Genomic DNA, 21,478 nt, shown 5'->3' with positions numbered 1-21,478 from the left:
GACCGGGGCGCTCCGGAGACTGGGGACATGATCAGGAGCTGTCGTCCGCGTTCGCGCGGCTGGGTCGTCCTCGGCGCGGCCCTCGGCGTGCTGGGAATGCCCGGGCCGCCCGCCGAGGCGGCGCACCGCGCGCCCGCGGTCTGTGCCTCGGCCGACCATCCCGCGCTGGCCGCCCAGCTGTCCGAGGACATCGCCGCCGCCCTGAAGGACCGCGACGGCACGGTCTCCGTCGCCGTGTACGACCCGGGGCACGGCCTGCGCTGCGGGCTCGCCGACGACCGGTACTACGACGCGGCAAGCGTCGCCAAGGTGCTGATCATGGAGTCGGTCCTCGGCCGCGCCGAGGAGTTCGGGCGCGAGCCCACCAGGCTGGAGTCCTCACGGCTGAACGCGATGATCACCTGGTCCGACAACGACGCGGCGACCGCCCTGTGGGACGGGCTGTCCCGGGACCGGATGCGGCGGGTCCTGGAAGACGCGGGCGCCTACGACACCGTCCTCGGACACGACCGGTACTGGGGCCTCACCCGGACCACCGCACGGGACCAACTGGCCCTGCTCGGCGCGGTCTCCCGCCGCCCCGCCGCCCTCACGCTGATGGGGCAGGTCATCGCCGAGCAGGCCTGGGGCGTCTCCGCGGGAGCCCCGCGCGCCGCCCGGGTCCACCTGAAGAACGGCTGGCTGCCCCGTGCCACCCACGACTGGCGGGTGCACAGCGTCGGTGTGATCAGGGGAGGCGGTCACGACTACCGTCTCGCCCTGCTCAGCCACGACAACCCGACGATGAGTTACGGCGTCAGCACCCTGGAACGCGTGGCGCACGCCGTCAACGTGCGGCTCGCGGACGGCGTCGCGGCCCGTGGCTTCACCCCGGAGAGCGCGATCAGCGAGATCCCGGACGGGAGCGCGCCGGCTCACGATCCGGCTCCCGCCCAAGGGGCGACGCCGGACCCGGTCGCCCACCGCGCAGCCGCATCCCCGCCCCGTACAGGACCAGGCCGACGGCGAGCCCCGCGCCGGCCCCGAAGCAGGCCGTCGGGATGATGTCCAGGGGCGTCTCGATCCGCCCCCAGTACGCGTACCAGCGCAGGCACCGGTGCACGATCCCGGCCAGGACGCAGCCGCCGATCAGCCCGCCGGCCAGCCACCGGCCCCGGCGGGTCAGGACCGGCACCTCGGCGGGCGGCGTCGCCCCGCCGGGCGCGGCCCGCAACGCCCGTACCGTGAACCACACCAGCAGCACGAGCGCCAGCGCCGACCCTCCGTACTGGAAGTACAGATAGACGGGGAAGCCGGCCACGAGCGAGTCGAGGAACGGGATCGCCCGGGTGCCCCAGCGGTCGAGATGGGTGAAGGAGTCCCACACCACGTGCGTCGCGGCACCGAGCGCCGCCGACAGACAGAACCAGAGGGCCAGCGACAGCGCCGGCCGGCCGCGCCAGGAGGCGCCGCGGACCCATCCGTACACCCGGCTCTGCCGACGGCCCGGCAGCAGGGCCACCAGCGGCTCACGCACCATCAGCCACACGGCCACGAGCCCGGCGGTGATCAGCAAATCGACCGTCAGGATGCCCACGGGGGAGTGCGTGACGCTTCCGAAGAGCATCGCCTCCGGGACGGCTGTGGCCGCGAAATAGGTCATGTCGGGCGAGAACGACCCCGCGACGAGCGCGGAGGCGATCAGCGGTCCGCGGCCGGTGCCGTCGCGGCGGATGCCTGGCAGCACCGCGGCGGCATGGCTCAGCGTGAACGGCATCGGAACATCCCCCTCGAAATCCGCGCCGGCCCCGGACGTCTCCCACGGCGGCGGTCGGCGGTCACGCCCAGTATGCGGGAGTGATCTCGGTCGGCCCACGGGCGGCCAAGAGGTGACGAAAGCGTGAAAGGCGGTCAGGGCGCTGTGTCCCGGCGCCGGTCGGTGTCATAGGGTCTCCTGAGGCCACGCGCGGGGAGCGCGGGTGCAGTCGAGGGGGAGGGACCATACGTATGGCAGCGCAATTCGGCCGCCGTCTGCGCCGGGGAGCCACGAGCGGTGCCGTCGTGGCGGCGGCGGTGGCGGCACTGGCCGCCTCGCAGGCGCCCGGCGTCGTTCCGCCGCCCTCCGACAGCGCGGCCGGGGACCGCCCGGTCGGTGCCGGTGACGCGACGCCCACCCCGCCCGACGGTTCGGCGACCGGTGACTCCCCGTACTACACCGACCTGCCGCCGCTGAACACGCCGAACAAGCCCGGCACTTCCATAGACCTGCCGATCATCGCCGGCCCCGCGGAGGCCGGCATACCCTCCACCGTGCTCTCCGCCTACAAGCGGGCCGAGCAGTCGATCCGGTCCAGCGACCCCACGTGCCATCTCCCGTGGCAGTTGCTCGCCGGCATCGGCAAGGTCGAGTCCGGGCAGGCGCGCGGCGGCCGCGTCGACGCCAACGGCACGACGCTCTCGCCGATCCTCGGCCCGAAGCTCGACGGCGTCGGTTTCGCCAACATCTCCGACACCGACGACGGCGCCTTCGACGGCGACACGACGCACGACCGGGCCGTCGGCCCGATGCAGTTCATCCCCTCCACCTGGGCGACCTGGGGTCAGGACGCCAACGGCGACGGCCGCAAGGACCCCAACAACATCTACGACGCCGCCCAGGCCGCCGGTCTCTACCTGTGCGCCAACAACCGCGACCTCGCGGTCAAGGCCGACCTGGACCGGGCGATCCTCAGCTACAACCGCTCGACCGAGTACCTGCGCACCGTGCTCTCCTGGTTCGAGTACTACAAGCGCGGCACCCACCAGGTCCCGGACGGCACGGGCGTGCTGCCGATCGACCGCAGCGACACCTCGATCACCGGCCCCTCGGCGAAGCCGACGACGCCCCCCACCCCGTCGCCCTCCCCGACGGCGCCCAAGCCGAACCCGTCGAAGCCGAACCCGTCGAAGCCCACCACTCCGCCGGTCACGCCGCCCGTCACCCCGCCGGCGACCGCGAGGGTCACCACGCTCAAGGACGCCGGCACCGGCACGCTGACGGCCACCGTCGGCAGCGTCTTCACCGGGCGTCCGACGGTCGAGGCGCTGGACGCCGCGGGCAAGCCCGTCGCGGGGCTGTCCGTGCGCTTCGAGATCGTCGGCTCCACCGACGCCAACCTCGGTGGCGTGGCGAAGAGCGTGACCGTCACCACCGGCTCCTCCGGCCGTGCCGTCGCGCCGGCCGTCCGGGCCGGCGAGCAGACGGGCACCTTCACGGTCCGGGCCACGGTCGTGGGCCGGAACGTCACGGCCGTCTCCTTCACCGCGACCGTGACCGCGCGTCAGGCCGACACGCTGGTCCGCGCCGACTCCACGGAGCTGACCGCCACCACCGGCAGCCGGTTCGCCGACCGCGTCCTGGTGAAGGCCACCCTCGACGGCGCCGTCGCCTCCTCGGTCGGCCTGACCGCCACCATGATCAGCTCGGCGGACGACCCGCAGCAGAACACCAAGGGCCCGTTCTTCAAGGACGCCGACGGCAACCCCGTCCGCACCCTCACGGGCCTGAAGACGGACGCCTCCGGACTGCTCACGCTCCCCGACATCTACGCGGACGACCAGAGCGGGACCTTCCTGCTCCGGCTCACGGCCCCCGGCGGCGGCACCCTGACCCTCGAACTCAAGGTCACCGCCCCGCAGCCCGAGCCGACGCCGACCTCGCCCGCCTCGACGACTCCCTCGCCCACGGCCACGCCGACCCCCTGAGCGACCGCCGGCGCCACGCCCCGGCCGCGGTACGCCGTAGATCCGCCGCCCCGCCGTCCACCCGGACGCGAGGGCGGCGCTCTGCGTTCTGAGTGCAACGTGTTCTCATCTCGTGCCCGCGTTGCTACGGTGCCTCCGCCCTGACGCAGCATCAGATCGAGCACCGGGAGGCCGACCATGCGCGCCCTCGTAGCCGCCGCCATCGGGCTGGTCCCAGTCCTCCTCGTCGTCCTCCTCGTCTCCCTGGTCGACCTGCCGCCCGACGGGCCCACCTCGCCCAAGCCCCTCCTCACCGCCGACCCCGGCTCCAAGAAGTAGGAGGAGCCCCGTCCATGCGTCGCCGAGCCAGCCTCGTCCTGCTCTCCTTCGCGGTCTTCTTCGCCGCGATGGCCCCCACCCTCCGCTGGTACGTCTTCCCCCGCGTCGCGAAGATCCCGCCGAACCAGTACCAGGAGATCGTCCTGGAGGCGAAGCCCGCCACCCTCGTCGACTACTCCACCCTGACGGCCAAGAAGGTCGAGAAACTCACGATCATCCAGACCCTCAAGGGCAACGTGGAGGAGTCGAAGCGGATCGAGCGCGACGCCGGCCGTGACGTCGTCGTCTGGGACGCCCTCACCTACATCACCGGCCCCGACGGCAAGATGGTCTCCCAGATCCCCGAGCGCTACGTCTTCGACGCCCACACCCAGGACCCGGTCAACGCCACCGGGGCGACGGTCGACGGCGACGCGGTCCGGCGCGAGGGCATCGAGTTCAAGTGGCCCTTCCTCACCGAGAAGCGGGACTACCAGTACTTCGACGCCCGCTCCCGCACCACCTCCCCCATCCACTACAAGGGCACCCGCACCTTCCGTGGCATGGAGGTCTACTACTTCGAGCAGACCATCCCCTGGACCAAGGTCCCCATGCCCAAGACGATGCCGGTCAAGGGCATCACCCCCGAGATGATCAACCAGTCGGGCATGTCCATCTGGTACACGACCAAGCGGATGTTCTGGGTCGACCCCGTCACCGGTGCCCCGGTCAACGGCGAGGAGATCCACGAGGAGGAGCTCCGCAACGACAAGACGGACTGGAAGGTCACCGCCTTCTCCGGTCACGTGAAGATGCGCGAGGACTACATCCGCGACACCGTCGACCTCGTCCGGTCCAACCGGACGATCATCCTGCTCGTCACCTCCTACCTGCCCTGGACCTTCGTCACCCTCTCCCTCCTTCTGCTCGCCCTCTCCCTCTGGCTGGAGGCGCGCGGCCGGCGCCCCGCCCCGGACGGCCCCGCTACCGCTCCCGCCTGAGCCGCGCGCTGGTGTGCCGCGTCGGCACCGCCCCGGCCGGGTCCTCCGGCCACGGATGCTTGGGGTAGCGCCCGCGCAGCTCCGCCCGCACCGCCCGGTAGCCGTCCCGCCAGAACGAGGCAAGGTCGGCGGTGACGGCCGCCGGCCGTCCGGCGGGGGAGAGGAGATGGACCACGACCGGCGTCCCTGCCGCCACCCTCGGCGTCTCGGCCAGCCCGAACATCTCCTGCAACTTCACCGCGAGGAACGGCTGTTCGCCGCTGTAGTCCACCCGTATCCGCGAACCGCTGGGCACCTCGATCCGCTCGGGCGCCAGCTCGTCGAGCCGCCCCGCCTCCCCCGTCGCCCAGGGCAGCAGCCGCCCCAGCGCCTGCCCCGCGTCGATCCGACCGAGGTCGGCCCGCCGCCGGGCCCGGGACAGCTCGGGCTCCAGCCACTCGTCCGCGCGGTCGAGCAGTGCCTCCTCCGATACCTCCGGCCACGGATCACCCAGCACCCGATGAAGGAAACCGAGCCGCTGCCTCAGCTCCCGCGACTCACGGCTCCACCGCAACAGCCCGAGCCCCTCGCGACGCAGCCCGTCCAGGAGCGCCGCCCGCACGAGCACGGGGTCGGCGGCGTCCCTGAGCGGACGGGCGGCCAGCTCCACGGCGCCCAGCCGGGACACCGACCGTGCGACGACGTCGCCGTCCTCCCAGCGCACCTCCTCGTCCGAGGCCAGCAGATGCCCGGCGGCCGCCCGGGCCACGTCCTCGTCCACCACAGCCGCCAGCCGCACCCGGGCCGTGGCGCTCCGCGCGGTCCGGTCCGCCACGGCGACGGCCAGCCAGGGCGCCCTCCCGAGGCCCGACCCCTCCGCCAGCTCGGCGCCCGTCCCCGACACCATCAGGAACCCGCTCCCCTCCCGCGCCCGTGCCACCCGCTCCGGAAACGCGTACGCCGTCACCAGCCCGGCCACGACGTCGTCCCCGCCTCCAAGCCCTCCCGTGGGACCCGCCTCGCCCCGGGGACCGGCCCCGCCCGCGGCGCCCGCCTCGCCCCGGCGGCCCGCCCCGCCCGCGGGGCCGGCCTCGCTCGCCGAGCGTTCGAGGCGTCGGGCCTCCGCCTTCCAGCGCGCCCCGTAGCCGTCGGTGCCCCGCCGTGCCGCGCGCCAGGCCTCCGTCAGGTCGTCCCCGTACTCCCGGGGCGGCTCCTCGCTGAGCAGCGCGACCACCTCGGCCGCCCGCCGCGCCCCGACCTCCGGCGCGCTGTCCAGCAGGGCCCGGGCCAGCCGGGGGTGGACGCCGAGCCGGGACATCCGTAGCCCTCGTTCCGTCGCCCGGCCCTCCTCGTCGACCGCGCCGATCGCCGCCAGCACGGAACGGGCCGCCGCCATCGCGCCCGCCGGTGGCGTGTCCAGGAGAGCGAGGCCCTTCGCCGAGGGATCGCCCCAGCACGCCGTGCGCAGGGCGAACGAGGCAAGATCGGCGATCTCGATCTCCGGCGAGGGGAAGCGGGCCCGGCTCCCGTCCTCCGCCTCCGCCCAGCAGCGGTAGACGACACCGAAGTCCTCCCGCCCGGAGCGGCCCGAGCGCTGGGTCGCGCTCGCGATCGACACCGGCACCGTCGCCAGCGAGCCGAGGCCCCGGGCGTGGTCCATCCGCGGCTCCCTGGCCAGGCCCGAGTCCACGACGATCCGCACCCCCGGCACCGTCAGGCTCGACTCCGCCACGGACGTCGAGAGGATCACCCTGCGCCGCCCGCCGGGCTCCGCCCCCTTCAACACCGCGTCCTGCACCGCCGCCGGGGCCCGCCCGTGCAGCTGGAACACGTCGGCGTCGAGGTCGGCCAGCATCCCCGCCGTCCGCGCGATCTCGCCCGTACCCGGCAGGAAGCAGAGGACGTCGCCCGGGGACCGCTCGCAGGCGAGCCGGACCGTCGCCGCCACATGGCGCAGGAAGGCGGGATCCACCCACGTGCCGTGGGCGGGCCTGATGCCGGCGGGCGGTGCGGCGAAGAGCACGCGGTACCCGTGGACGTCGCCCTTGCCCCACACGATCGGCGCCGGACCGGTGCCGTCGAGGACCGTGAGGAGCTGCGACCACGCCTCGGCGTCGCTCGTGGCGGACGCGGCGATCAGCTTCAGCTCCGGCCGCAGCGTCGCCCGGACGTCCACCAGGAACGCCATCGCCGTATCCGCGTCGAGATGACGCTCATGGCACTCGTCGAGCAGCACCACGTCCACACCCGCCAGCTCGGGGTCGCGCTGGAGCCGCTGGAGGAGGACGCCGGTGGTGACCACCTCCACGCGGGTCGCCGGCCCGGCCCGGCGCTCGCCGCGCACCGAGAAGCCGACGGAGCCGCCGACCTCCTCGCCCAGCAGCCACGCCATCCGCCGGGCGGCCGCCCGCACCGCCATCCGGCGCGGCTCGGCCACCAGCACCCGTCGCCGCGGTCCGTCCCCTATGAGTCCCGCGAGCGCCAGCGGCACCAGCGTGGTCTTGCCACTGCCGGGAGGCGCGTACAGCACCGCCGTGCCGCGCTCCTCGAGCGCGGTCAGCAGCTCGGGGACGGCATGGCGGACGGGGAGACGGTCGAGTGCGTCGTTTCGGATCACGCACTCAGTTTCATACGTCGCCGCCGGTGACGGGCCCGGCTGTCCACAGGCCCCGTCCTTTCATATGACTGATGCGTCGGCTGTCGTCAGTCCCGCTCGCACACGAAGATCGCCGTGCCCGGGATCAGGTTCCCCCGCAGCGGGGACCAGCCGCCCCACTCCTGGCTGTTCCACTCCGGCCATTCCGGCTCGACGAGGTCGATCAGCCGGAAGCCGCCGATCACCACGTCCCGTACCCGGTCGCCGATCGTCCGGTGGTGCTCGACATAGACGGCCCGCCCCTCCTCGTCCTGCTCGACATAGGGAGTGCGGTCGAAATAGGAGGCCGCGACCGACAGGCCCTCCGGACCCGGCTCGTCGGGGAAGGCCCAGCGGATCGGGTGCGTCACCGAGAACACCCACCGGCCGCCCGGCCGCAGCACCCGGCGTACCTCGCGGAACACCTTCACCGGGTCCGCCACGAACGGCACCGCGCCGTACGCCGAACACGCCAGGTCGAAGGAACCGTCGCGAAACGGCAGCGCGCCCGCGTCCGCCTCCACCAGCGGCACGTCCGCGCCGATCCGCAGCGCGTGCTGGAGCTGGCGGTGCGAGAGGTCGAGCGCGACCGGCCGTGCGCCCTGCGCGGCCAGCCAGCGCGAACACTGGGCCGCCCCCGCGCCGATCTCCAGGACGTCGAGCCCCTTCAGCTCCGCCGCCGGTCCGAGCAGCCCCGCCTCGGCCTCGTCGAGCCCCTCCGGCCCCCAGACGAACCGGTCGTCGCCGAGGAAGGTCCCGTGCTCGCTCTGGTACTCGTCGGCGTTCCGGTCCCACCAGCCCCGGCTCGCCCGGCTGCTCTCGGCGTCCCCGGCGTCACGCCGCGTCGCCTCGGCCTCGTCCGCTCCGCCCGGGAGGCCGTCTTCGTGTTCGTACTCTTGGTTCATCTCGCCCGTCGATGTAGTTTGCGCACAGCGCCGCTGTGGTCCCCGGGGCCATCACGGCCTGGGGAGAGTTGACTTGCGCCGGTTATGCGGCGATCCGCCCCGCCTGCGCGCTTCGCGCATTGACCCTGTCCGGCTGCCCCCGTATGCTAAAGGTTGCGCTGCGGGCCTGCGCGCCTCAGACGGAGCAGGCCGCGCTCGCACGGTTGTATGTCCCCTCGGTTCGCGAGGCGCCCCCGTTCGTCGGGAATGGCGCTTCATTGGCTGTCCGGCTTCTTCGGTGCGATACGGGCTCACGGCGTAGCAGTACCTACGACTTTCTGTCCGTAACCGGAGCCCTTTCCCACATGACGAGCAGCACCGAGACCACCGCCACCACCCCGCAGGTTGCGGTCAACGACATCGGTAACGAGGAAGCCTTCCTCGCCGCGATCGACGAGACGATCAAGTACTTCAACGACGGCGACATCGTCGACGGCGTCATCGTGAAGGTCGACCGGGACGAGGTCCTGCTCGACATCGGTTACAAGACCGAAGGTGTCATCCCGAGCCGCGAGCTCTCGATCAAGCACGACGTCGACCCGAACGAGGTCGTCAAGGTCGGCGACGAGATCGAGGCCCTGGTTCTCCAGAAGGAGGACAAGGAAGGCCGCCTGATCCTCTCGAAGAAGCGTGCCCAGTACGAGCGCGCCTGGGGCACCATCGAGAAGATCAAGGAAGAGGACGGCATCGTCACCGGTACCGTCATCGAGGTCGTCAAGGGTGGTCTCATCCTCGACATCGGCCTCCGTGGCTTCCTCCCGGCCTCCCTGGTCGAGATGCGCCGCGTCCGCGACCTCCAGCCCTACGTGGGCAAGGAGCTCGAGGCGAAGATCATCGAGCTGGACAAGAACCGCAACAACGTGGTCCTGTCCCGCCGTGCCTGGCTGGAGCAGACCCAGTCCGAGGTTCGCCAGACCTTCCTCACGACCCTCCAGAAGGGTCAGGTCCGCTCCGGCGTCGTGTCCTCGATCGTCAACTTCGGTGCCTTCGTGGACCTGGGTGGCGTCGACGGTCTCGTGCACGTCTCCGAGCTGTCCTGGAAGCACATCGACCACCCGTCCGAGGTTGTCGAGGTCGGCCAGGAAGTCACCGTCGAGGTTCTCGACGTGGACATGGACCGCGAGCGTGTCTCCCTGTCGCTGAAGGCGACGCAGGAGGACCCGTGGCAGCAGTTCGCCCGCACGCACCAGATCGGTCAGGTCGTCCCGGGCAAGGTCACCAAGCTGGTTCCGTTCGGTGCGTTCGTCCGCGTGGACGAGGGCATCGAGGGTCTGGTCCACATCTCCGAGCTGGCCGAGCGCCACGTGGAGATCCCGGAGCAGGTCGTCCAGGTCAACGACGAGATCTTCGTCAAGGTCATCGACATCGACCTCGAGCGTCGCCGGATCTCGCTGTCCCTGAAGCAGGCCAACGAGTCCTTCGGTGCCGACCCGGCGTCGGTCGAGTTCGACCCGACCCTGTACGGCATGGCCGCGTCCTACGACGACCAGGGCAACTACATCTACCCCGAGGGCTTCGACCCCGAGACCAACGACTGGCTCGAGGGCTACGAGACCCAGCGCGAGGCCTGGGAGACCCAGTACGCCGAGGCGCAGCAGCGCTTCGAGCAGCACCAGGCTCAGGTCATCAAGTCCCGTGAGGCCGACGAGGCCGCCGCTGCCGAGGGTGGCGCCGCCGCTCCGGCCGGTGCCCCGGCGGGCGTCTCCGGTGGCTCGTACTCCTCGGAGTCGGACGACAACTCCGGCGCCCTGGCGTCGGACGAGGCCCTGGCTGCCCTGCGCGAGAAGCTGGCCGGCGGCCAGAGCTGAATCAGCTCCCCGCCGGGCAGTAGCTAGCCAACGATCGAGGCCCGTTCCCCTCCGGGGGAGCGGGCCTCAGTCGTTCCCCGATGCGCCCCGGCGGCCACAGGGGTGCGCGTGGCGCGTGCTCGCGCGCTGACACTCCGCTCATGAAAACCACCGCTCGGGGAATGCTCGTGCCCTGGGGAGCGTTCTTTCCTAGGAACGCGAGGAGGAGCGGTAATCGTGCTTGATCCCCAGGATTTGTACGAATGGGACCAGAAGGGCCTGGCCGTGGTGGACGTGGCCCTGGCGCAGGAGTCGGCCGGGTTGGTCATGCTCTACCACTTCGACGGCTACATCGACGCGGGTGAGACCGGCGAGCAGATCGTCGACCGCCTGCTGGACACACTGCCCCACCAGGTGGTGGCCCGCTTCGACCACGACCGGCTCGTGGACTACCGCGCCCGCCGCCCGCTGCTCACCTTCCGGCGCGACCGCTGGACGGCGTACGAAACGCCCGCGATCGAGGTCCGGCTCGTCCAGGACGCCACCGGCGCCCCCTTCCTGCTGCTCTCCGGCCCCGAGCCGGACGTGGAGTGGGAGCGCTTCGCCGTCGCCGTCCGCCAGATCGTCGAGCGGCTCGGCGTCCGGCTCTCCGTGAACTTCCACGGCATCCCCATGGGCGTCCCGCACACCCGTCCCGTCGGTCTCACCCCGCACGGCAGCCGCACGGACCTCATGCCGGGCCACAAGAGCCCGTTCGACGAGGCCCAGGTGCCCGGCAGCGCCGAGGCGCTCGTGGAGTTCCGGCTCACCGAGTCCGGCCACGACACCCTCGGTGTCGCCGCGCACGTCCCGCACTACGTCGCCCGGTCCTCGTACCCCGATGCCGCGCTGACCGCCCTGGAGGCCATCACGGCCGCCACCGGTCTCGTCCTGCCCGGTGTCGCCCACACCCTGCGCACGGAGGCCCGGCGGACCCAGACCGAGATCGAGCGCCAGATCGGCGAGGGCGACGACGAGCTGACGGGCCTGGTCCAGGGTCTTGAGCACCAGTACGACGCGATGGCCGGTGCCGAGACCCGGGGCAGCCTTGTCGCGGAGCCCGTCGACCTGCCCTCCGCGGACGAGCTGGGCCGCGAGTTCGAGCGCTTCCTCGCCGAGCGGGAGGGCGACGCGTAGCGGCCGGGCAGGGGGTCCTAAGCTGCCGCTCATGCTGAAGGTGGGCCTGACCGGCGGTATCGGCGCCGGCAAGAGTGAAGTGTCGCGGCTCCTCGTCTCGTACGGAGCCGTGCTGATCGACGCCGACAAGATCGCGCGCGAGGTCGTCGAGCCCGGGACTCCCGGGCTCGCGGCCGTCGTGGAGGCGTTCGGGCCGGAGATCCTGACCGAGCAGGGCACCCTGGACCGGCCGAAGCTCGGCTCGATCGTCTTCGCCGACGCCGACCGCCTCGCCACCCTGAACCGGATCGTGCATCCCCTTGTCGGCGCCCGGTCCGCCGAGCTGGAGGGCGCCGCGGGACCGGACGACGTCGTCGTCCACGACGTGCCCCTCCTCACCGAGAACGCCCTCGCCCCGCTCTACGACCTGGTCGTCGTCGTGGACGCCTCTCCCGAGACCCAGCTCGACCGGCTGGTACGGCTGCGGGGCATGGCCGAGTCCGAGGCGCGCGCCCGGATGGCCGCCCAGGCCACGCGCGAGCAGCGCCGGGCCGTCGCGGACCTCGTCATCGACAACGACGGGCCGCTGGAGGCGCTGGAACCCCAGGTGCGGAAGGTCTGGGACGAGCTGGCCCGGCGGGCAGCCGAAGGCACCCGGTAGAAAGACGCGGCTCCCGGGCCGATCGGCCACGCCCCCGGATGGGTAGGGATCGCGCAGGCGGCGGTCGGATCCCCGGTTCACCAGGGCCCGCCCGCCGCGTCGGGCTGAGCCGGTCGTGCGCCGGCGCGGAATAGCCCTGCCGCACCCGACGTTGAACTGCCGGAGCAAGGGAAGGATGCACCGTGGCCGAGAGGAACCCCGAGACGCACGTCATCGACTTCCGCGCCGCAGAGCACCTGCTCGCCGCGCGGGACCCGCGCGGTGCCGTGAAGCTGCTCGACTCGGTGATCGCCGCCCACCCCGAGAACACCGCGGCGCGCCTGCTGCGCGCCCGCGCCTTCTTCGCCGCCGCCCAACTGCGTCCAGCCGAGCTGGAGTTCGAGCTGGTCCTGGAGCGGGAGCCGGACAACGCGTTCGCGCACTTCGCCCTGGCGCGTACGTTCCAGCGTTCCGGTCGGCCCGACCAGGCCACCCGGCACTTCAGGCTCGCGGCCGCGCTCGACCCCAAGCCCGAGTACCTTCAGGCGGCCCGTTTCGACGCGGAGAGCTGAAGCGCGCGGAGGGCTGACCGGGCCTTCGGCAGGGCGCCTCAGCGCCGCCTCCTGCCGCCGCGGTCGGGCTCGTACGGTGGGATGTTCCGCCCGGGCTGCCAGTGCGGGCCCTGGTGGAGGTGGCGCAGAACCATCGACAGGTCGACAGCGGCCACCACGAACAGCACGCCGCAGGCGGCCGCCCAGCCCGGCCTGCCGATCAGGGCGAACGCCGTCGTACCGAAGGCGGCCCAGAGCAGACCCCACAGGCTCAACCAGAACCGCATCCGCAGCGGACTGCGTGCGGTCGCCGGCTCACTCCCCGTACGCATGACGGCCTCATCTCCTACTGAGGGTCTACCCCCGGGGCGCCAGGGCGAACGTCACTTCTGGAGACCTGCGGACGGCATGTGCGGGACGGTGGCTGCGTCCTGATCCAGCGTGAGGGCGAGGACTGGCACCTCGACGGACCGCGCGAACGCCAGGACCCGAGCGGCTGCACGGTACGGATCGTGTCGGCGGAACCGGTCGGCGACGGCGTCAACTCGGTCCACGCAGAGTACGTCTTCCCGGATCTGCGCTGGACCCAGACGTTGCGTTCGCGGCCCCTGAGCACGGCGGACTTCGAACGGTGAGGCGGGGCTTCAGGTGGAGGCCTCTTTGACGGACGACGGCACGTGGGTGAGCGCCCGCCCCGTCATCGCCTTCTGAGGGCAAAAAGATCAGGTCCGGAGACGGAACAGCGATGAGTTTCCGGTGCCCGGCCCGTCTACCCCCGTGAAAGCGAACGCAACGCCGACACCAGGGGGCCACCCATGACCACCACCACCGCTACCGCCGCCATCACGACCACCGGCCGGACCGGCAGCCGACTCGGTCGCCGCGCCGACATCTCCGTACGCGTCCTGCAGATCCTGCTCGCGCTCGCCTTCGCGATCCCGAGCGCCGGGCCGAAGCTGGTCGGGCACTGGTCGGCCGCGGAGAGCTTCGACCGGATCGGCTGGGGTGACTGGCTGATGTACGCGGTCGGTGCCCTGGAACTGGCCGGAGCCGTCGCGCTGGTAATCCCCCTCCTGTCCAGCGCCGCGGCGACCGGGCTCATCGGCCTGATGACGGGGGCCTTCGTCACGCAGCTGACCGTCTTCGACGGCCAGTACGCCCTGACGCCGGTCCTCTTCGCCGTGCCGCTCGCCGTGATCGCCTGGACCCGCCGTCACCACAACGCGGAGCTGCTCGCGCGGGTCCTCCGCCGCCGGGCGTGAGGCGGCGCCGGACCCGCGCCGCCGGCTAGTGCACGATGTTGTAGCTGCGCCAGGGGAGAGAGTTCGGCGCGATCGTGTCGCCGGAGTTGGTGGCGACGTAGGTGTACTCCTTGCCCTTGCAGTCCCCGGTCCGGAACACCCGCAGGTCGACCAGGCTGCGGTTCTCGATCTTCGTCACACCGGCCGGCGCGAGCAACCGGTGGCAGCCCCTCACCGAAGGGCTCGTCACAGTGATCACGACCTCGCGCTCGGTCTCGTACGAGATCGTTCCCACCGCGGAGCGGCCGAGGCCGGAACAGCCCGCGACGGCGAACGTCAGGAGCGCGGCCCCGGCGGCGGTGCCGAGACGCCGGTGAACGGACATGGCGGATCCTCGTCTGTCGGGCGAAGGCGGCAGAAGCCCTGTTCCCCGTCACCCTGCCGCCTGCCGGCCGGGCTGTCATCCGCTGCTGGGCCGCCCGGGCGAAGCGGCGCGAGGGCCCGTTGTCAGACCCCACCCGTAAGGTCGGAGATCCAGTCGGAATCCGTCGGGGAACGGGAGGTGAGCAGGGTCGTGACCGCACACAGCTGGCAGACGTGCGCCGCCGTCTTCCTCCCTGCCGCGCTGCCCCGGGAGGGCCGGGTCGCCTTCTGGGCCCCTGAAGGCGGCCCCCTGCCGGTCTCGCCGGGCGGGAGCCGCGGCGACGAGGCCGGATCCGCGGGCCCGCTGGGTGCTGTGGACGCGCGTACGCGTGCGGCCGAGGAGCTGACCGAGCTCACCGTGGTACGGCGACACGGTGCCGGAGTGCGCAGCCGCACGGTGCCCGCCGTCGTCCTCGGTGTCGCCGAGGCCCTTCCGCATCTGGTCGCCGCCCGCCACCACCCCCAGGCCCATCCCGCGACCGCCTGCTGGGGCGCCGCCGCCCTCCATGCCCTGCACCTCGCCGCGCGAGGCAGGCTGCTGCCGGGACTCACCGCCGACGACTTCGACGCCTGGCGGGCGGGGCCGCTGGACGCCGACGACATCGCGCACCTGCGGGCCGTCGCCGCCGCCATGCCCCACGAAGCCCACGCGGTGCCCGTGGCCGGCCGCAGCCCGCTCCAGCTGCCCGAGCCGGAGGCGCTGGTGCGGGCCTTCCTCGACGCCGTCGCCGACACCCTGCCCCGTACGCCTGCCGCCGCCCACGCGGCCGGTGCGCCGTTCGCGGCGCGCGCCCCCCAGCACCTGCCCCGCGCGCGTGCCTGGGCGGCCGAGGCCGCGGCCGGCATGGACGCCGGGGTCCGGGTCTCGCTCCGCCTCGACCTCGCCGGGTACGAGCTCTTCGACATCGCCGAGGAGGGTGGCGACGAGCGGCAGGCCGCCGCGGCCCTCCTCCAGGTCCACAGCCTCGCCGACCCCACCCTCGTCATCGACGCCGCCGCCCTCTGGGCGGGCGACGGCGAAGAGCTCTTCGGGCCGCGTGCCCGGATCGACGCCGTCCTCGCGCTGCGCCGAGCGGCCCGCGTCTGGCCACCGCTCGGCAGGCTCCTGGAGCGCGACGTCCCCGATGTCCTCGCCGTCACCGAGGACGAGCTGTACGAGCTGCTCGGCCCCGCCGCCGCCCGTCTCGCCGACGCCGGGGTGGCCGTCCACTGGCCGCGTGAACTGGCCCGCTCGCTCAGCGCCTCCGCCGTCGTCCGGCCGCCCATCGCCGCCCCGGGCTCCGCCACCGACGGCACGGCGTTCTTCGACAGCGCGGAACTGCTCCGCTTCAACTGGCAGTTGGCCCTCGACGGCGACCCGCTCACCGAGCGGGAGATGGACGCGCTCGCCGAGTCCCACCGGCCCATCGTGCGACTGCGTGACCAGTGGGTGGTCGTCGACCCCGACCTGGTCCGCAAGGCCCGCAAGCGCGAACTCGGCCTGCTGGAGCCCGTCGACGCCCTCGCGGTCGCCCTCAGCGGCACCGCGGAGGTGGACGGCGAGACCGTCCGCGCCGTGCCCGTCGGCGCCCTCGCGGCACTCCGCGACCGGCTCGTCGCAGGGCCCGAAGACGTCGAGGCCCCCGCCGGCCTCGACGCCACCCTCCGCGACTACCAGCTGCGGGGGCTGGCCTGGCTCGACCTGATGACCTCGCTCGGACTCGGCGGCTGCCTCGCCGACGACATGGGCCTCGGCAAGACGGTCACCCTCATCGCCCTCCATCTGCGCCGGGCCCGCCCCGCCCCCACCCTGGTCGTCTGTCCCGCCTCCCTGCTGGGCAACTGGCAGCGGGAGATCCAGCGCTTCGCCCCCGGCGTCCACGTGCGCCGCTTCCACGGCGCGGACCGCTCCCTCGACGGACTCGCCCCCGACTCCGGCCCGGCCGGCTTCGTCCTCACCACCTACGGCACCCTTCGGACCAGCGCGCCCCACCTGGCCGAGCTGGAGTGGGGGATGGTCGTCGCCGACGAGGCGCAGCACGTCAAGAACCCCTTCTCCGCCACGGCCAAGGCGCTGCGCACGATCCCCACGGCGGCGCGCGTCGCCCTCACGGGCACCCCCGTGGAGAACAACCTCTCCGAGCTGTGGGCTCTGCTCGACTGGACCACCCCCGGCCTCCTCGGCCCCCTCAAGGCCTTCCGCTCCCGCCACGCGCGAGCCGTGGAGAACAGCGAGGAGATCGAGAACGAGGAGGCGGTCGAGCGCCTCGCCCGCCTCGTCAGGCCCTTCCTCCTGCGCCGCCGCAAGTCCGACCCCGGCATCGTCCCCGAACTGCCGCCCAAGACCGAGTCCGACCACCCCGTGGCCCTCACCCGCGAGCAGGCCTCGCTCTACGAGGCGGTGGTCCGGGAGACCATGGCGCAGATCGAGGGCGCCCAAGGCATCGCCCGCCGCGGACTCGTCATGAAGCTGCTCACCTCGCTCAAGCAGATCTGCAACCACCCCGCCCAGTACCTCAAGGAGCAGACGGCCAAGGGCGGCGGCACGGCCAGGCTCGCCGGACGCTCCGGCAAACTCGCCCTGCTCGACGAGCTCCTCGACACGATCCTGGCCGAGGGCGGCTCCGTGCTCGTCTTCACCCAGTACGTCTCCATGGCCCGGCTGCTCGCCGACCACCTGGCCGCCCGGGCGATCCCGGCCCAACTCCTCCACGGCGGGACGCCCGTGGCCGAGCGCGAGCGCATGGTCGACCGCTTCCAGTCCGGCGACGTGCCCGTCTTCCTGCTGTCCCTGAAGGCGGCGGGCACGGGCCTCAACCTCACCCGCGCCGGGCACGTCGTCCACTTCGACCGCTGGTGGAACCCGGCCGTCGAGGAGCAGGCCACCGACCGGGCCTACCGCATCGGCCAGACCCAGCCCGTCCAGGTCCACCGGCTGATCGCCGAGGGCACGGTGGAGGACACCATCGCCGAGATGCTGCGCGCCAAGCGCGCCCTGGCCGACGCCGTCCTCGGCTCCGGAGAGGCCGCCCTGACCGAACTGACCGACCGTGAGCTGGCCGACCTGGTGTCCTTGAGGAGGCCGTCATGAACCGCCGCTCCGGCTCCTCGCCACGCCCCGGGGGCGGAAGGTTCGCCGGCCCTCGCCACGACGACCTGCGCCGCACGTTCCCCGCGCTCGCGCCGCGCGAGGCGCCGGACGGCCGGTTCGCCGCCACCTGGTGGGGCAACGCCTGGGTGGAGGCCCTGGAGGACACCGCCCTCGACCCGGCTCGGCTGGCCCGCGGAAAGGCGTACGCGGGGCGCGGCCACGTCGACGCGATCACGGTCACTCCCGGCCGCGTCATCGCGTACGTCCACGGCACCCGCCCCCGCCCGTACCGCACGGAGATCCGCCTGCGGACCCTTGGCGACGACGGCTGGGAGCGGTTCCTGGACGAGGTCGCCGCCCGTCCCGACCACATCGCGGCCCTCCTCGACAAGGACGTCCCGCACGCCCTGGAGGCCGTCACCGGTCTGCTGCCCGCCCCCGGCGACCTCGTCCCCGACTGCTCCTGCCCGGACGACGGCTTCCCCTGCAAGCACGCGGCGGCCCTCTGCTACCAGTCGGCCCGGCTCCTCGACGAGGACCCGTTCGTCCTCTTCCTGATGCGGGGGCGCGGCGAGCAGGAGATCCTGGCCGCCCTCACCCACCGCAACGCGGCCCGCTCCGCGGCCGAGGCGAGCGCGACCGCACCGCCGATGGCGACCGTCCCGGCCCGCACCGTCCTCGCCCCGCAGACGGGCCACGCCCTGCCGCTGCCGCCGCCGCTCCCGGCGCCCGCCCAGCCCGGCCGCCCTCCCGCCTATCCGCCGGACCCCCACGCCCCCGACCCCCTCGCCCTGGACCTGCTCGCGACGGAGGCCGCCGCCCGCGCGCACGCCTTTCTGACCACCGGCCACGACCCCGTCGCGGCGCTCACCCCGTGGCAGGACGCCGTCCGGCTGGCCGCCGCCCACCCCGGCTCCGGGCTCACGGCCTCCACCCGCGCGCTCTACCGCGACCTGGCGCACGCCCTCGACCGCACCCCCACCGACCTGGCGCGCGCCGTCGCCGCCTGGCGACAGGGCGGAATGGCCGGACTCACCGTCCTCGAAGAGCCCTGGGACCCGCCGGCCGGCCCCTTCGACCGGGCCCGCCCCGCCTTGCTCGCCGCCGACTTCCCGGCCTTCCGCCCCTGGCGCAACCGCCTGTCGACCCGGTCCCTCCAGCTCCGGTTCGGCCGCGACGGCCTCTGGTACGGCTACGAGTCGGACGCCGACCGTGAGGACTGGTGGCCACGCGGCACCCCCGACGCCGATCCCGTCGGCGCCCTCACGGACCTGCTGGGCCGCTGACCAACGACCAACCGACCCACCGACCACCGGCCCGGCCAACTGACCACCGGCCCCCAGCCAACTGATCACCGGCCCGACCCACCCACCACCGGCCGTCCATCCAGCCGACCGCCGATCGGCTGACGTTTGTCGTTCGAACGGCAGGGGCTGCCCCGTCCGTTCGAGGTCATTCCCACTCGATGGAGTGAAACCCGCCAACGGCCTGATCCGGCCTCGCCACGATCGCGTTAATTGCGGTACGGGCGAATGCCCGTGAACACCTCCGGAAGGCAGGAAGCCATGAGGCAGATTCGCCGAAGTGGTCTGGCCACACTGATGGTCACGGGTGGCGCGCTCGCGCTCTCGGCGGGCGCCGCGCACGCCGGCTCCGGTGCGCAGGGCGCCGCTGTCGGTTCGCCGGGCGTCGGCTCCGGCAACGCGGTTCAGCTGCCGGTGCACGTCCCGGTCAACGTCTGCGGGAACACCGTCAACGTCGTCGGACTGCTCAACCCCGCCATGGGCAACCGCTGTGCGAACACGAGCTCGTCCGACGGGTACGGCTCGGACGCCGAGGGCGGCGGCAGGTCCCACAAGGACCTGCCCGGCACTCCCCGCAGCGGCGGGCACAACGGCGGGGGCTCCCACGGCGGCTCGCACCGCGACGGATCCTCCAACGGTGGCGGCGCCACCGCCGAGGGACTCGCGCAGGGCTCGCCCGGCGTGCTCTCCGGCAACGGCGTCCAGCTGCCGATCGACCTCCCCGTCAACGTGAGCGGCAACTCGGTCAACGTCGTCGGCATCGGCAACCCGGTCTTCGGCAACACCGCCGTCAACGGCCCCGGCGAGCACGAGGGGCCGGGCGAGGAGCCGAAGCCGCCGGTGCCGCCGAAGCCGCTGCCCACCCCGGTCGACGACGAGGCGGAGGTCCCGGCCCCCGCTCCCGCCCCGGCGCCCGGCCCGCAGGGCGAGTCGGTCGAACTCGCCAGCACCGGTTCGGACGTGGTCGGCTACGCCGCACCGGCCGCCGCGGCGCTGCTGCTCGGGGGCGCGCTGGTCTACCGCCGGTCGCGTCGCGCGGGCGCGCAGGTCTGAGGCCCGGCGCGGGTCCTCCGGTCCTCACGCAGGGCGCCAGGCCCGGAGCACCGCCTCGATGGCAGGTGCGACGCTCGTCCGGGCCTGGTGCCGGGGAACCCCGCGCATGAGCAGCGTGTCGTACTCGGTGTCGACATGCCGTACGGCGGCCCGCACCGCGGCCGTGACCGCACCCCGGTCGAGCGCCCGCCCCGCCGCCGTACGCCCCACCCGGCCGCTGCCCTTCCGGGAGGCGTGGGCCGCGATCTCCGCGGCCCGGTCCACGGGACAGCGCGGGAACAGCCGCAGGATCTCGGCCTCCAGGGCCGCCGTGACCTCCGCGTCCCGCTCCGCGCGGCGCGCCGCGTCCCGGGCCCGCCGCCGTGCCCGGGCCTCCGCGTCCGCCAGACAGGCCGCCTCGGCCCGGACGAGCGCGGCCTCCTCGACGAGGAGGCCCTGACGTTCGTACCGGGTACGGCGCCGGTTGTGCCGAACGACCACCGCCCACAGCGTGCTTGCCTCCCGTGCCCGGCGGGTGAGGGCGGTGTTCCCGCGGCGCAGGAACACCAGATGGCCCAGGTCCGCGCAGTCCAGGCAGACCGGTGCGTTGAACTCGACGATCATCCGCTCCAGAGGCCCCTGGAGACACTCCGAACAGCGGCGGCGCTTGAGCGGTTCGACGACGACAGGTGCGACCAGGTCCACGGCGGCCTCCTCAGCGCACTCCGGGCGCGGCCGCCGCGATGAACCCGAGCGCCCGGCGGGTGGCGGTGCCCACGGCCGTCGCTCCTCGGCGCGCACATGTGGTGTCGGTCAATATTCGTTCGATTCATCGCCACACAGCCCTCTAGGGTCTGTCGCGTGGCAACGAAACTCAATCAGATCATCGCAGTGGAGAAGGGCGTCAAGTCCCGGGCGCAGCAGGACCTGACGGCGGCACACCACGGGCTGCAGAAGCCCGCGTTGCTCGCCGGGATCTCCCGTACCTACCAGCCGAAGGACGAGGAGGGCGAGCAGCTTCCGCCCGAGTCCACGCTGGTGCAGGTGAAGGCCGAGGACGTGCTCCGTGACACCGCGCGGGCGTTGACGCGGCTGTTCGATGTGACCGCCACCAAGGACTGGGCCAACTGCGAGGCGCGCGCCGACGTCACCGTCGACGGGCGCGTGCTCGTGGGCCAGGTGCCCGTCGCGTATCTCCTGTTCCTGGAGAAGCAGCTGACGGACATCCACACCTTCGTCCGCAAGCTGCCCGTCCTCGACGCGGCCGAGTCGTGGACGCAGGACCCGTCGACCGACGCGTGGAAGACCGACGTCGTGCGGACGGTCCGGACGAAGAAGGTGCCGCGCAACCACGTCAAGGCGGAGGCGACGGACAAGCACCCGGCGCAGGTCGAGGTCTACTACGAGGACGTGCCGGTCGGCTACTGGACCACCGTGAAGTTCTCCGGCGCCCTGCCGGCCCGGCGCGTCAACGAGCTGCTGGAGCGGGTGGAGAAGCTGCAGCAGGCGGTGAAGTACGCCCGCGAGGAGGCGAACAGCGCCGAGGTCACCGACCAGCGGGTCGGCGATGCCGTCTTCGGCTACCTCTTCGGGTAGCGGGAAGACCCATGAACTCCCCGGCCACAGCACACGGCCGGGGTGCGCGAGGAGCGCAAAGCTGAAGCTGAGCCTTGTCGTGAATGCGCGGCCCTTCTGA

18 protein-coding genes and 2 pseudogenes are annotated in these 21,478 nt (G+C 72.9%); 14 read left to right on the top strand and 6 right to left on the bottom strand.

Translation table 11 applies throughout. The annotated features are described in order from the left end of the window. Positions 1 to 27 precede the first annotated feature (27 nt). Positions 28 to 747 (top strand): annotated as a pseudogene (locus tag ACWF79_RS12450) (serine hydrolase); the annotation flags it as partial. A gap of 136 nt (positions 748 to 883) precedes the next feature. Here the strand turns inward: ACWF79_RS12450 and ACWF79_RS12445 are convergent. Then, on the bottom strand, positions 884 to 1,756 hold the full coding sequence (locus ACWF79_RS12445) for a DUF4184 family protein (protein ID WP_453728034.1): 873 nt from the start codon (positions 1,754 to 1,756) through the stop codon (positions 884 to 886). A gap of 230 nt (positions 1,757 to 1,986) precedes the next feature. On the opposite strand from ACWF79_RS12445, the gene ACWF79_RS12440 reads away from it, so the two are divergent. From ACWF79_RS12440 to ACWF79_RS12430, 3 genes are all read left to right on the top strand, one after another. Further along, on the top strand, positions 1,987 to 3,723 hold the full coding sequence (locus ACWF79_RS12440; protein ID WP_453728033.1) for a lytic murein transglycosylase: 1,737 nt from the start codon (positions 1,987 to 1,989) through the stop codon (positions 3,721 to 3,723). Positions 3,724 to 3,900: 177 nt separating this feature from the next. Further along, positions 3,901 to 4,041, top strand: coding sequence for an SPW_0924 family protein (locus tag ACWF79_RS12435; protein ID WP_453728032.1), 141 nt, complete (start codon positions 3,901 to 3,903; stop codon positions 4,039 to 4,041). A gap of 14 nt (positions 4,042 to 4,055) precedes the next feature. Continuing rightward, positions 4,056 to 5,021, top strand: a complete 966-nt coding sequence (locus tag ACWF79_RS12430) for a DUF3068 domain-containing protein (protein ID WP_453728031.1) — start codon at positions 4,056 to 4,058, stop codon at positions 5,019 to 5,021. Here ACWF79_RS12430 and hrpB read toward each other — a convergent pair. Then, positions 5,005 to 7,617: an ATP-dependent helicase HrpB gene (gene hrpB / locus ACWF79_RS12425; RefSeq protein WP_453728030.1), complete on the bottom strand. Its 2,613-nt coding sequence runs from the start codon at positions 7,615 to 7,617 to the stop codon at positions 5,005 to 5,007. The two genes, ACWF79_RS12430 and hrpB, sit on opposite strands and share 17 nt — an antisense overlap. 86 nt (positions 7,618 to 7,703) lie before the next feature. Continuing rightward, a complete protein-coding gene (locus tag ACWF79_RS12420; protein ID WP_453728029.1) occupies positions 7,704 to 8,540 on the bottom strand; it encodes a class I SAM-dependent methyltransferase in 837 nt (278 codons plus the stop codon). Positions 8,541 to 8,884: 344 nt separating this feature from the next. On the opposite strand from ACWF79_RS12420, the gene rpsA reads away from it, so the two are divergent. The 4 genes from rpsA (at position 8,885) to ACWF79_RS12400 (ending at position 12,733) form a co-directional block, all read left to right on the top strand. Beyond that, positions 8,885 to 10,387, top strand: a complete 1,503-nt coding sequence (gene rpsA / locus ACWF79_RS12415; RefSeq protein WP_019885395.1) for a 30S ribosomal protein S1 — start codon at positions 8,885 to 8,887, stop codon at positions 10,385 to 10,387. 216 nt (positions 10,388 to 10,603) lie between these two features. Further along, positions 10,604 to 11,542, top strand: coding sequence for a PAC2 family protein (locus tag ACWF79_RS12410; RefSeq protein WP_453728028.1), 939 nt, complete (start codon positions 10,604 to 10,606; stop codon positions 11,540 to 11,542). A gap of 31 nt (positions 11,543 to 11,573) precedes the next feature. Then, complete coding sequence (coaE, locus tag ACWF79_RS12405) at positions 11,574 to 12,182, top strand: dephospho-CoA kinase (protein WP_453728027.1); 609 nt, start codon at positions 11,574 to 11,576, stop codon at positions 12,180 to 12,182. Between the two features lie 182 nt (positions 12,183 to 12,364). After that, positions 12,365 to 12,733 carry a tetratricopeptide repeat protein gene (locus ACWF79_RS12400; RefSeq protein ID WP_453728026.1) on the top strand — a complete coding sequence of 123 codons (369 nt, stop codon included), beginning with the start codon at positions 12,365 to 12,367 and terminating at the stop codon, positions 12,731 to 12,733. A gap of 38 nt (positions 12,734 to 12,771) precedes the next feature. Here the strand turns inward: ACWF79_RS12400 and ACWF79_RS12395 are convergent, their stop codons facing one another. Then, positions 12,772 to 13,044: a DUF6343 family protein gene (locus ACWF79_RS12395; RefSeq protein WP_453728025.1), complete on the bottom strand. Its 273-nt coding sequence runs from the start codon at positions 13,042 to 13,044 to the stop codon at positions 12,772 to 12,774. Positions 13,045 to 13,089: 45 nt separating this feature from the next. Between ACWF79_RS12395 and ACWF79_RS12390 the strand changes: the two are divergent. Both ACWF79_RS12390 and ACWF79_RS12385 read left to right on the top strand, forming a co-directional pair. After that, positions 13,090 to 13,423, top strand: a pseudogene (locus ACWF79_RS12390) (SAM-dependent methyltransferase); the annotation flags it as partial. A gap of 104 nt (positions 13,424 to 13,527) precedes the next feature. Continuing rightward, complete coding sequence (locus ACWF79_RS12385; RefSeq protein WP_453728024.1) at positions 13,528 to 13,974, top strand: DoxX family protein; 447 nt, start codon at positions 13,528 to 13,530, stop codon at positions 13,972 to 13,974. Between the two features lie 25 nt (positions 13,975 to 13,999). On the opposite strand, the gene ACWF79_RS12380 is transcribed toward ACWF79_RS12385, so the two are convergent. After that, positions 14,000 to 14,338 carry a hypothetical protein gene (locus ACWF79_RS12380; protein ID WP_453728023.1) on the bottom strand — a complete coding sequence of 113 codons (339 nt, stop codon included), beginning with the start codon at positions 14,336 to 14,338 and terminating at the stop codon, positions 14,000 to 14,002. Positions 14,339 to 14,527: 189 nt separating this feature from the next. Between ACWF79_RS12380 and ACWF79_RS12375 the strand changes: the two genes are divergently transcribed. From ACWF79_RS12375 to ACWF79_RS12365, 3 genes are all read left to right on the top strand, one after another. After that, complete coding sequence (locus tag ACWF79_RS12375) at positions 14,528 to 17,446, top strand: DEAD/DEAH box helicase (RefSeq protein WP_453728022.1); 2,919 nt, start codon at positions 14,528 to 14,530, stop codon at positions 17,444 to 17,446. Then, positions 17,443 to 18,732, top strand: a complete 1,290-nt coding sequence (locus ACWF79_RS12370) for an SWIM zinc finger family protein (RefSeq protein ID WP_453728021.1) — start codon at positions 17,443 to 17,445, stop codon at positions 18,730 to 18,732. The genes ACWF79_RS12375 and ACWF79_RS12370 overlap by 4 nt, the downstream gene beginning before the upstream one ends. Before the next feature lie 279 nt (positions 18,733 to 19,011). Next, positions 19,012 to 19,803 carry a chaplin gene (locus tag ACWF79_RS12365; protein ID WP_453728020.1) on the top strand — a complete coding sequence of 264 codons (792 nt, stop codon included), beginning with the start codon at positions 19,012 to 19,014 and terminating at the stop codon, positions 19,801 to 19,803. 24 nt (positions 19,804 to 19,827) lie between these two features. Here the strand turns inward: ACWF79_RS12365 and ACWF79_RS12360 are convergent, their stop codons facing one another. Further along, positions 19,828 to 20,487 (bottom strand): DUF2293 domain-containing protein, encoded by a 660-nt coding sequence (locus tag ACWF79_RS12360; protein WP_453728019.1) that lies wholly within the window; start codon positions 20,485 to 20,487, stop codon positions 19,828 to 19,830. 156 nt (positions 20,488 to 20,643) lie between these two features. Here ACWF79_RS12360 and ACWF79_RS12355 point away from each other — a divergent pair, with 156 nt between their 5' ends. Further along, positions 20,644 to 21,378, top strand: coding sequence for a DUF7873 family protein (locus ACWF79_RS12355; protein ID WP_453728018.1), 735 nt, complete (start codon positions 20,644 to 20,646; stop codon positions 21,376 to 21,378). Positions 21,379 to 21,478 lie beyond the last annotated feature (100 nt).

Source organism: Streptomyces sp. NPDC054975 (genome assembly GCF_053609105.1).
This window is presented reverse-complemented; position numbering and strand designations above follow the sequence as displayed.

Coding starts and splice junctions, on each gene's coding strand:
- ACWF79_RS12380 (WP_453728023.1), bottom strand. CDS start 14,338: ATGTCCGTTCACCGGCGTCTCGGCACCGCCGCCGGGGCCGCGCTCCTG.
- ACWF79_RS12430 (WP_453728031.1), top strand. CDS start 4,056: ATGCGTCGCCGAGCCAGCCTCGTCCTGCTCTCCTTCGCGGTCTTCTTC.
- ACWF79_RS12435 (WP_453728032.1), top strand. CDS start 3,901: ATGCGCGCCCTCGTAGCCGCCGCCATCGGGCTGGTCCCAGTCCTCCTC.
- ACWF79_RS12445 (WP_453728034.1), bottom strand. CDS start 1,756: ATGCCGTTCACGCTGAGCCATGCCGCCGCGGTGCTGCCAGGCATCCGC.
- ACWF79_RS12395 (WP_453728025.1), bottom strand. CDS start 13,044: ATGCGTACGGGGAGTGAGCCGGCGACCGCACGCAGTCCGCTGCGGATG.
- ACWF79_RS12370 (WP_453728021.1), top strand. CDS start 17,443: ATGAACCGCCGCTCCGGCTCCTCGCCACGCCCCGGGGGCGGAAGGTTC.
- ACWF79_RS12440 (WP_453728033.1), top strand. CDS start 1,987: ATGGCAGCGCAATTCGGCCGCCGTCTGCGCCGGGGAGCCACGAGCGGT.
- rpsA (WP_019885395.1), top strand. CDS start 8,885: ATGACGAGCAGCACCGAGACCACCGCCACCACCCCGCAGGTTGCGGTC.
- ACWF79_RS12385 (WP_453728024.1), top strand. CDS start 13,528: ATGACCACCACCACCGCTACCGCCGCCATCACGACCACCGGCCGGACC.
- ACWF79_RS12420 (WP_453728029.1), bottom strand. CDS start 8,540: ATGAACCAAGAGTACGAACACGAAGACGGCCTCCCGGGCGGAGCGGAC.
- ACWF79_RS12365 (WP_453728020.1), top strand. CDS start 19,012: ATGAGGCAGATTCGCCGAAGTGGTCTGGCCACACTGATGGTCACGGGT.
- coaE (WP_453728027.1), top strand. CDS start 11,574: ATGCTGAAGGTGGGCCTGACCGGCGGTATCGGCGCCGGCAAGAGTGAA.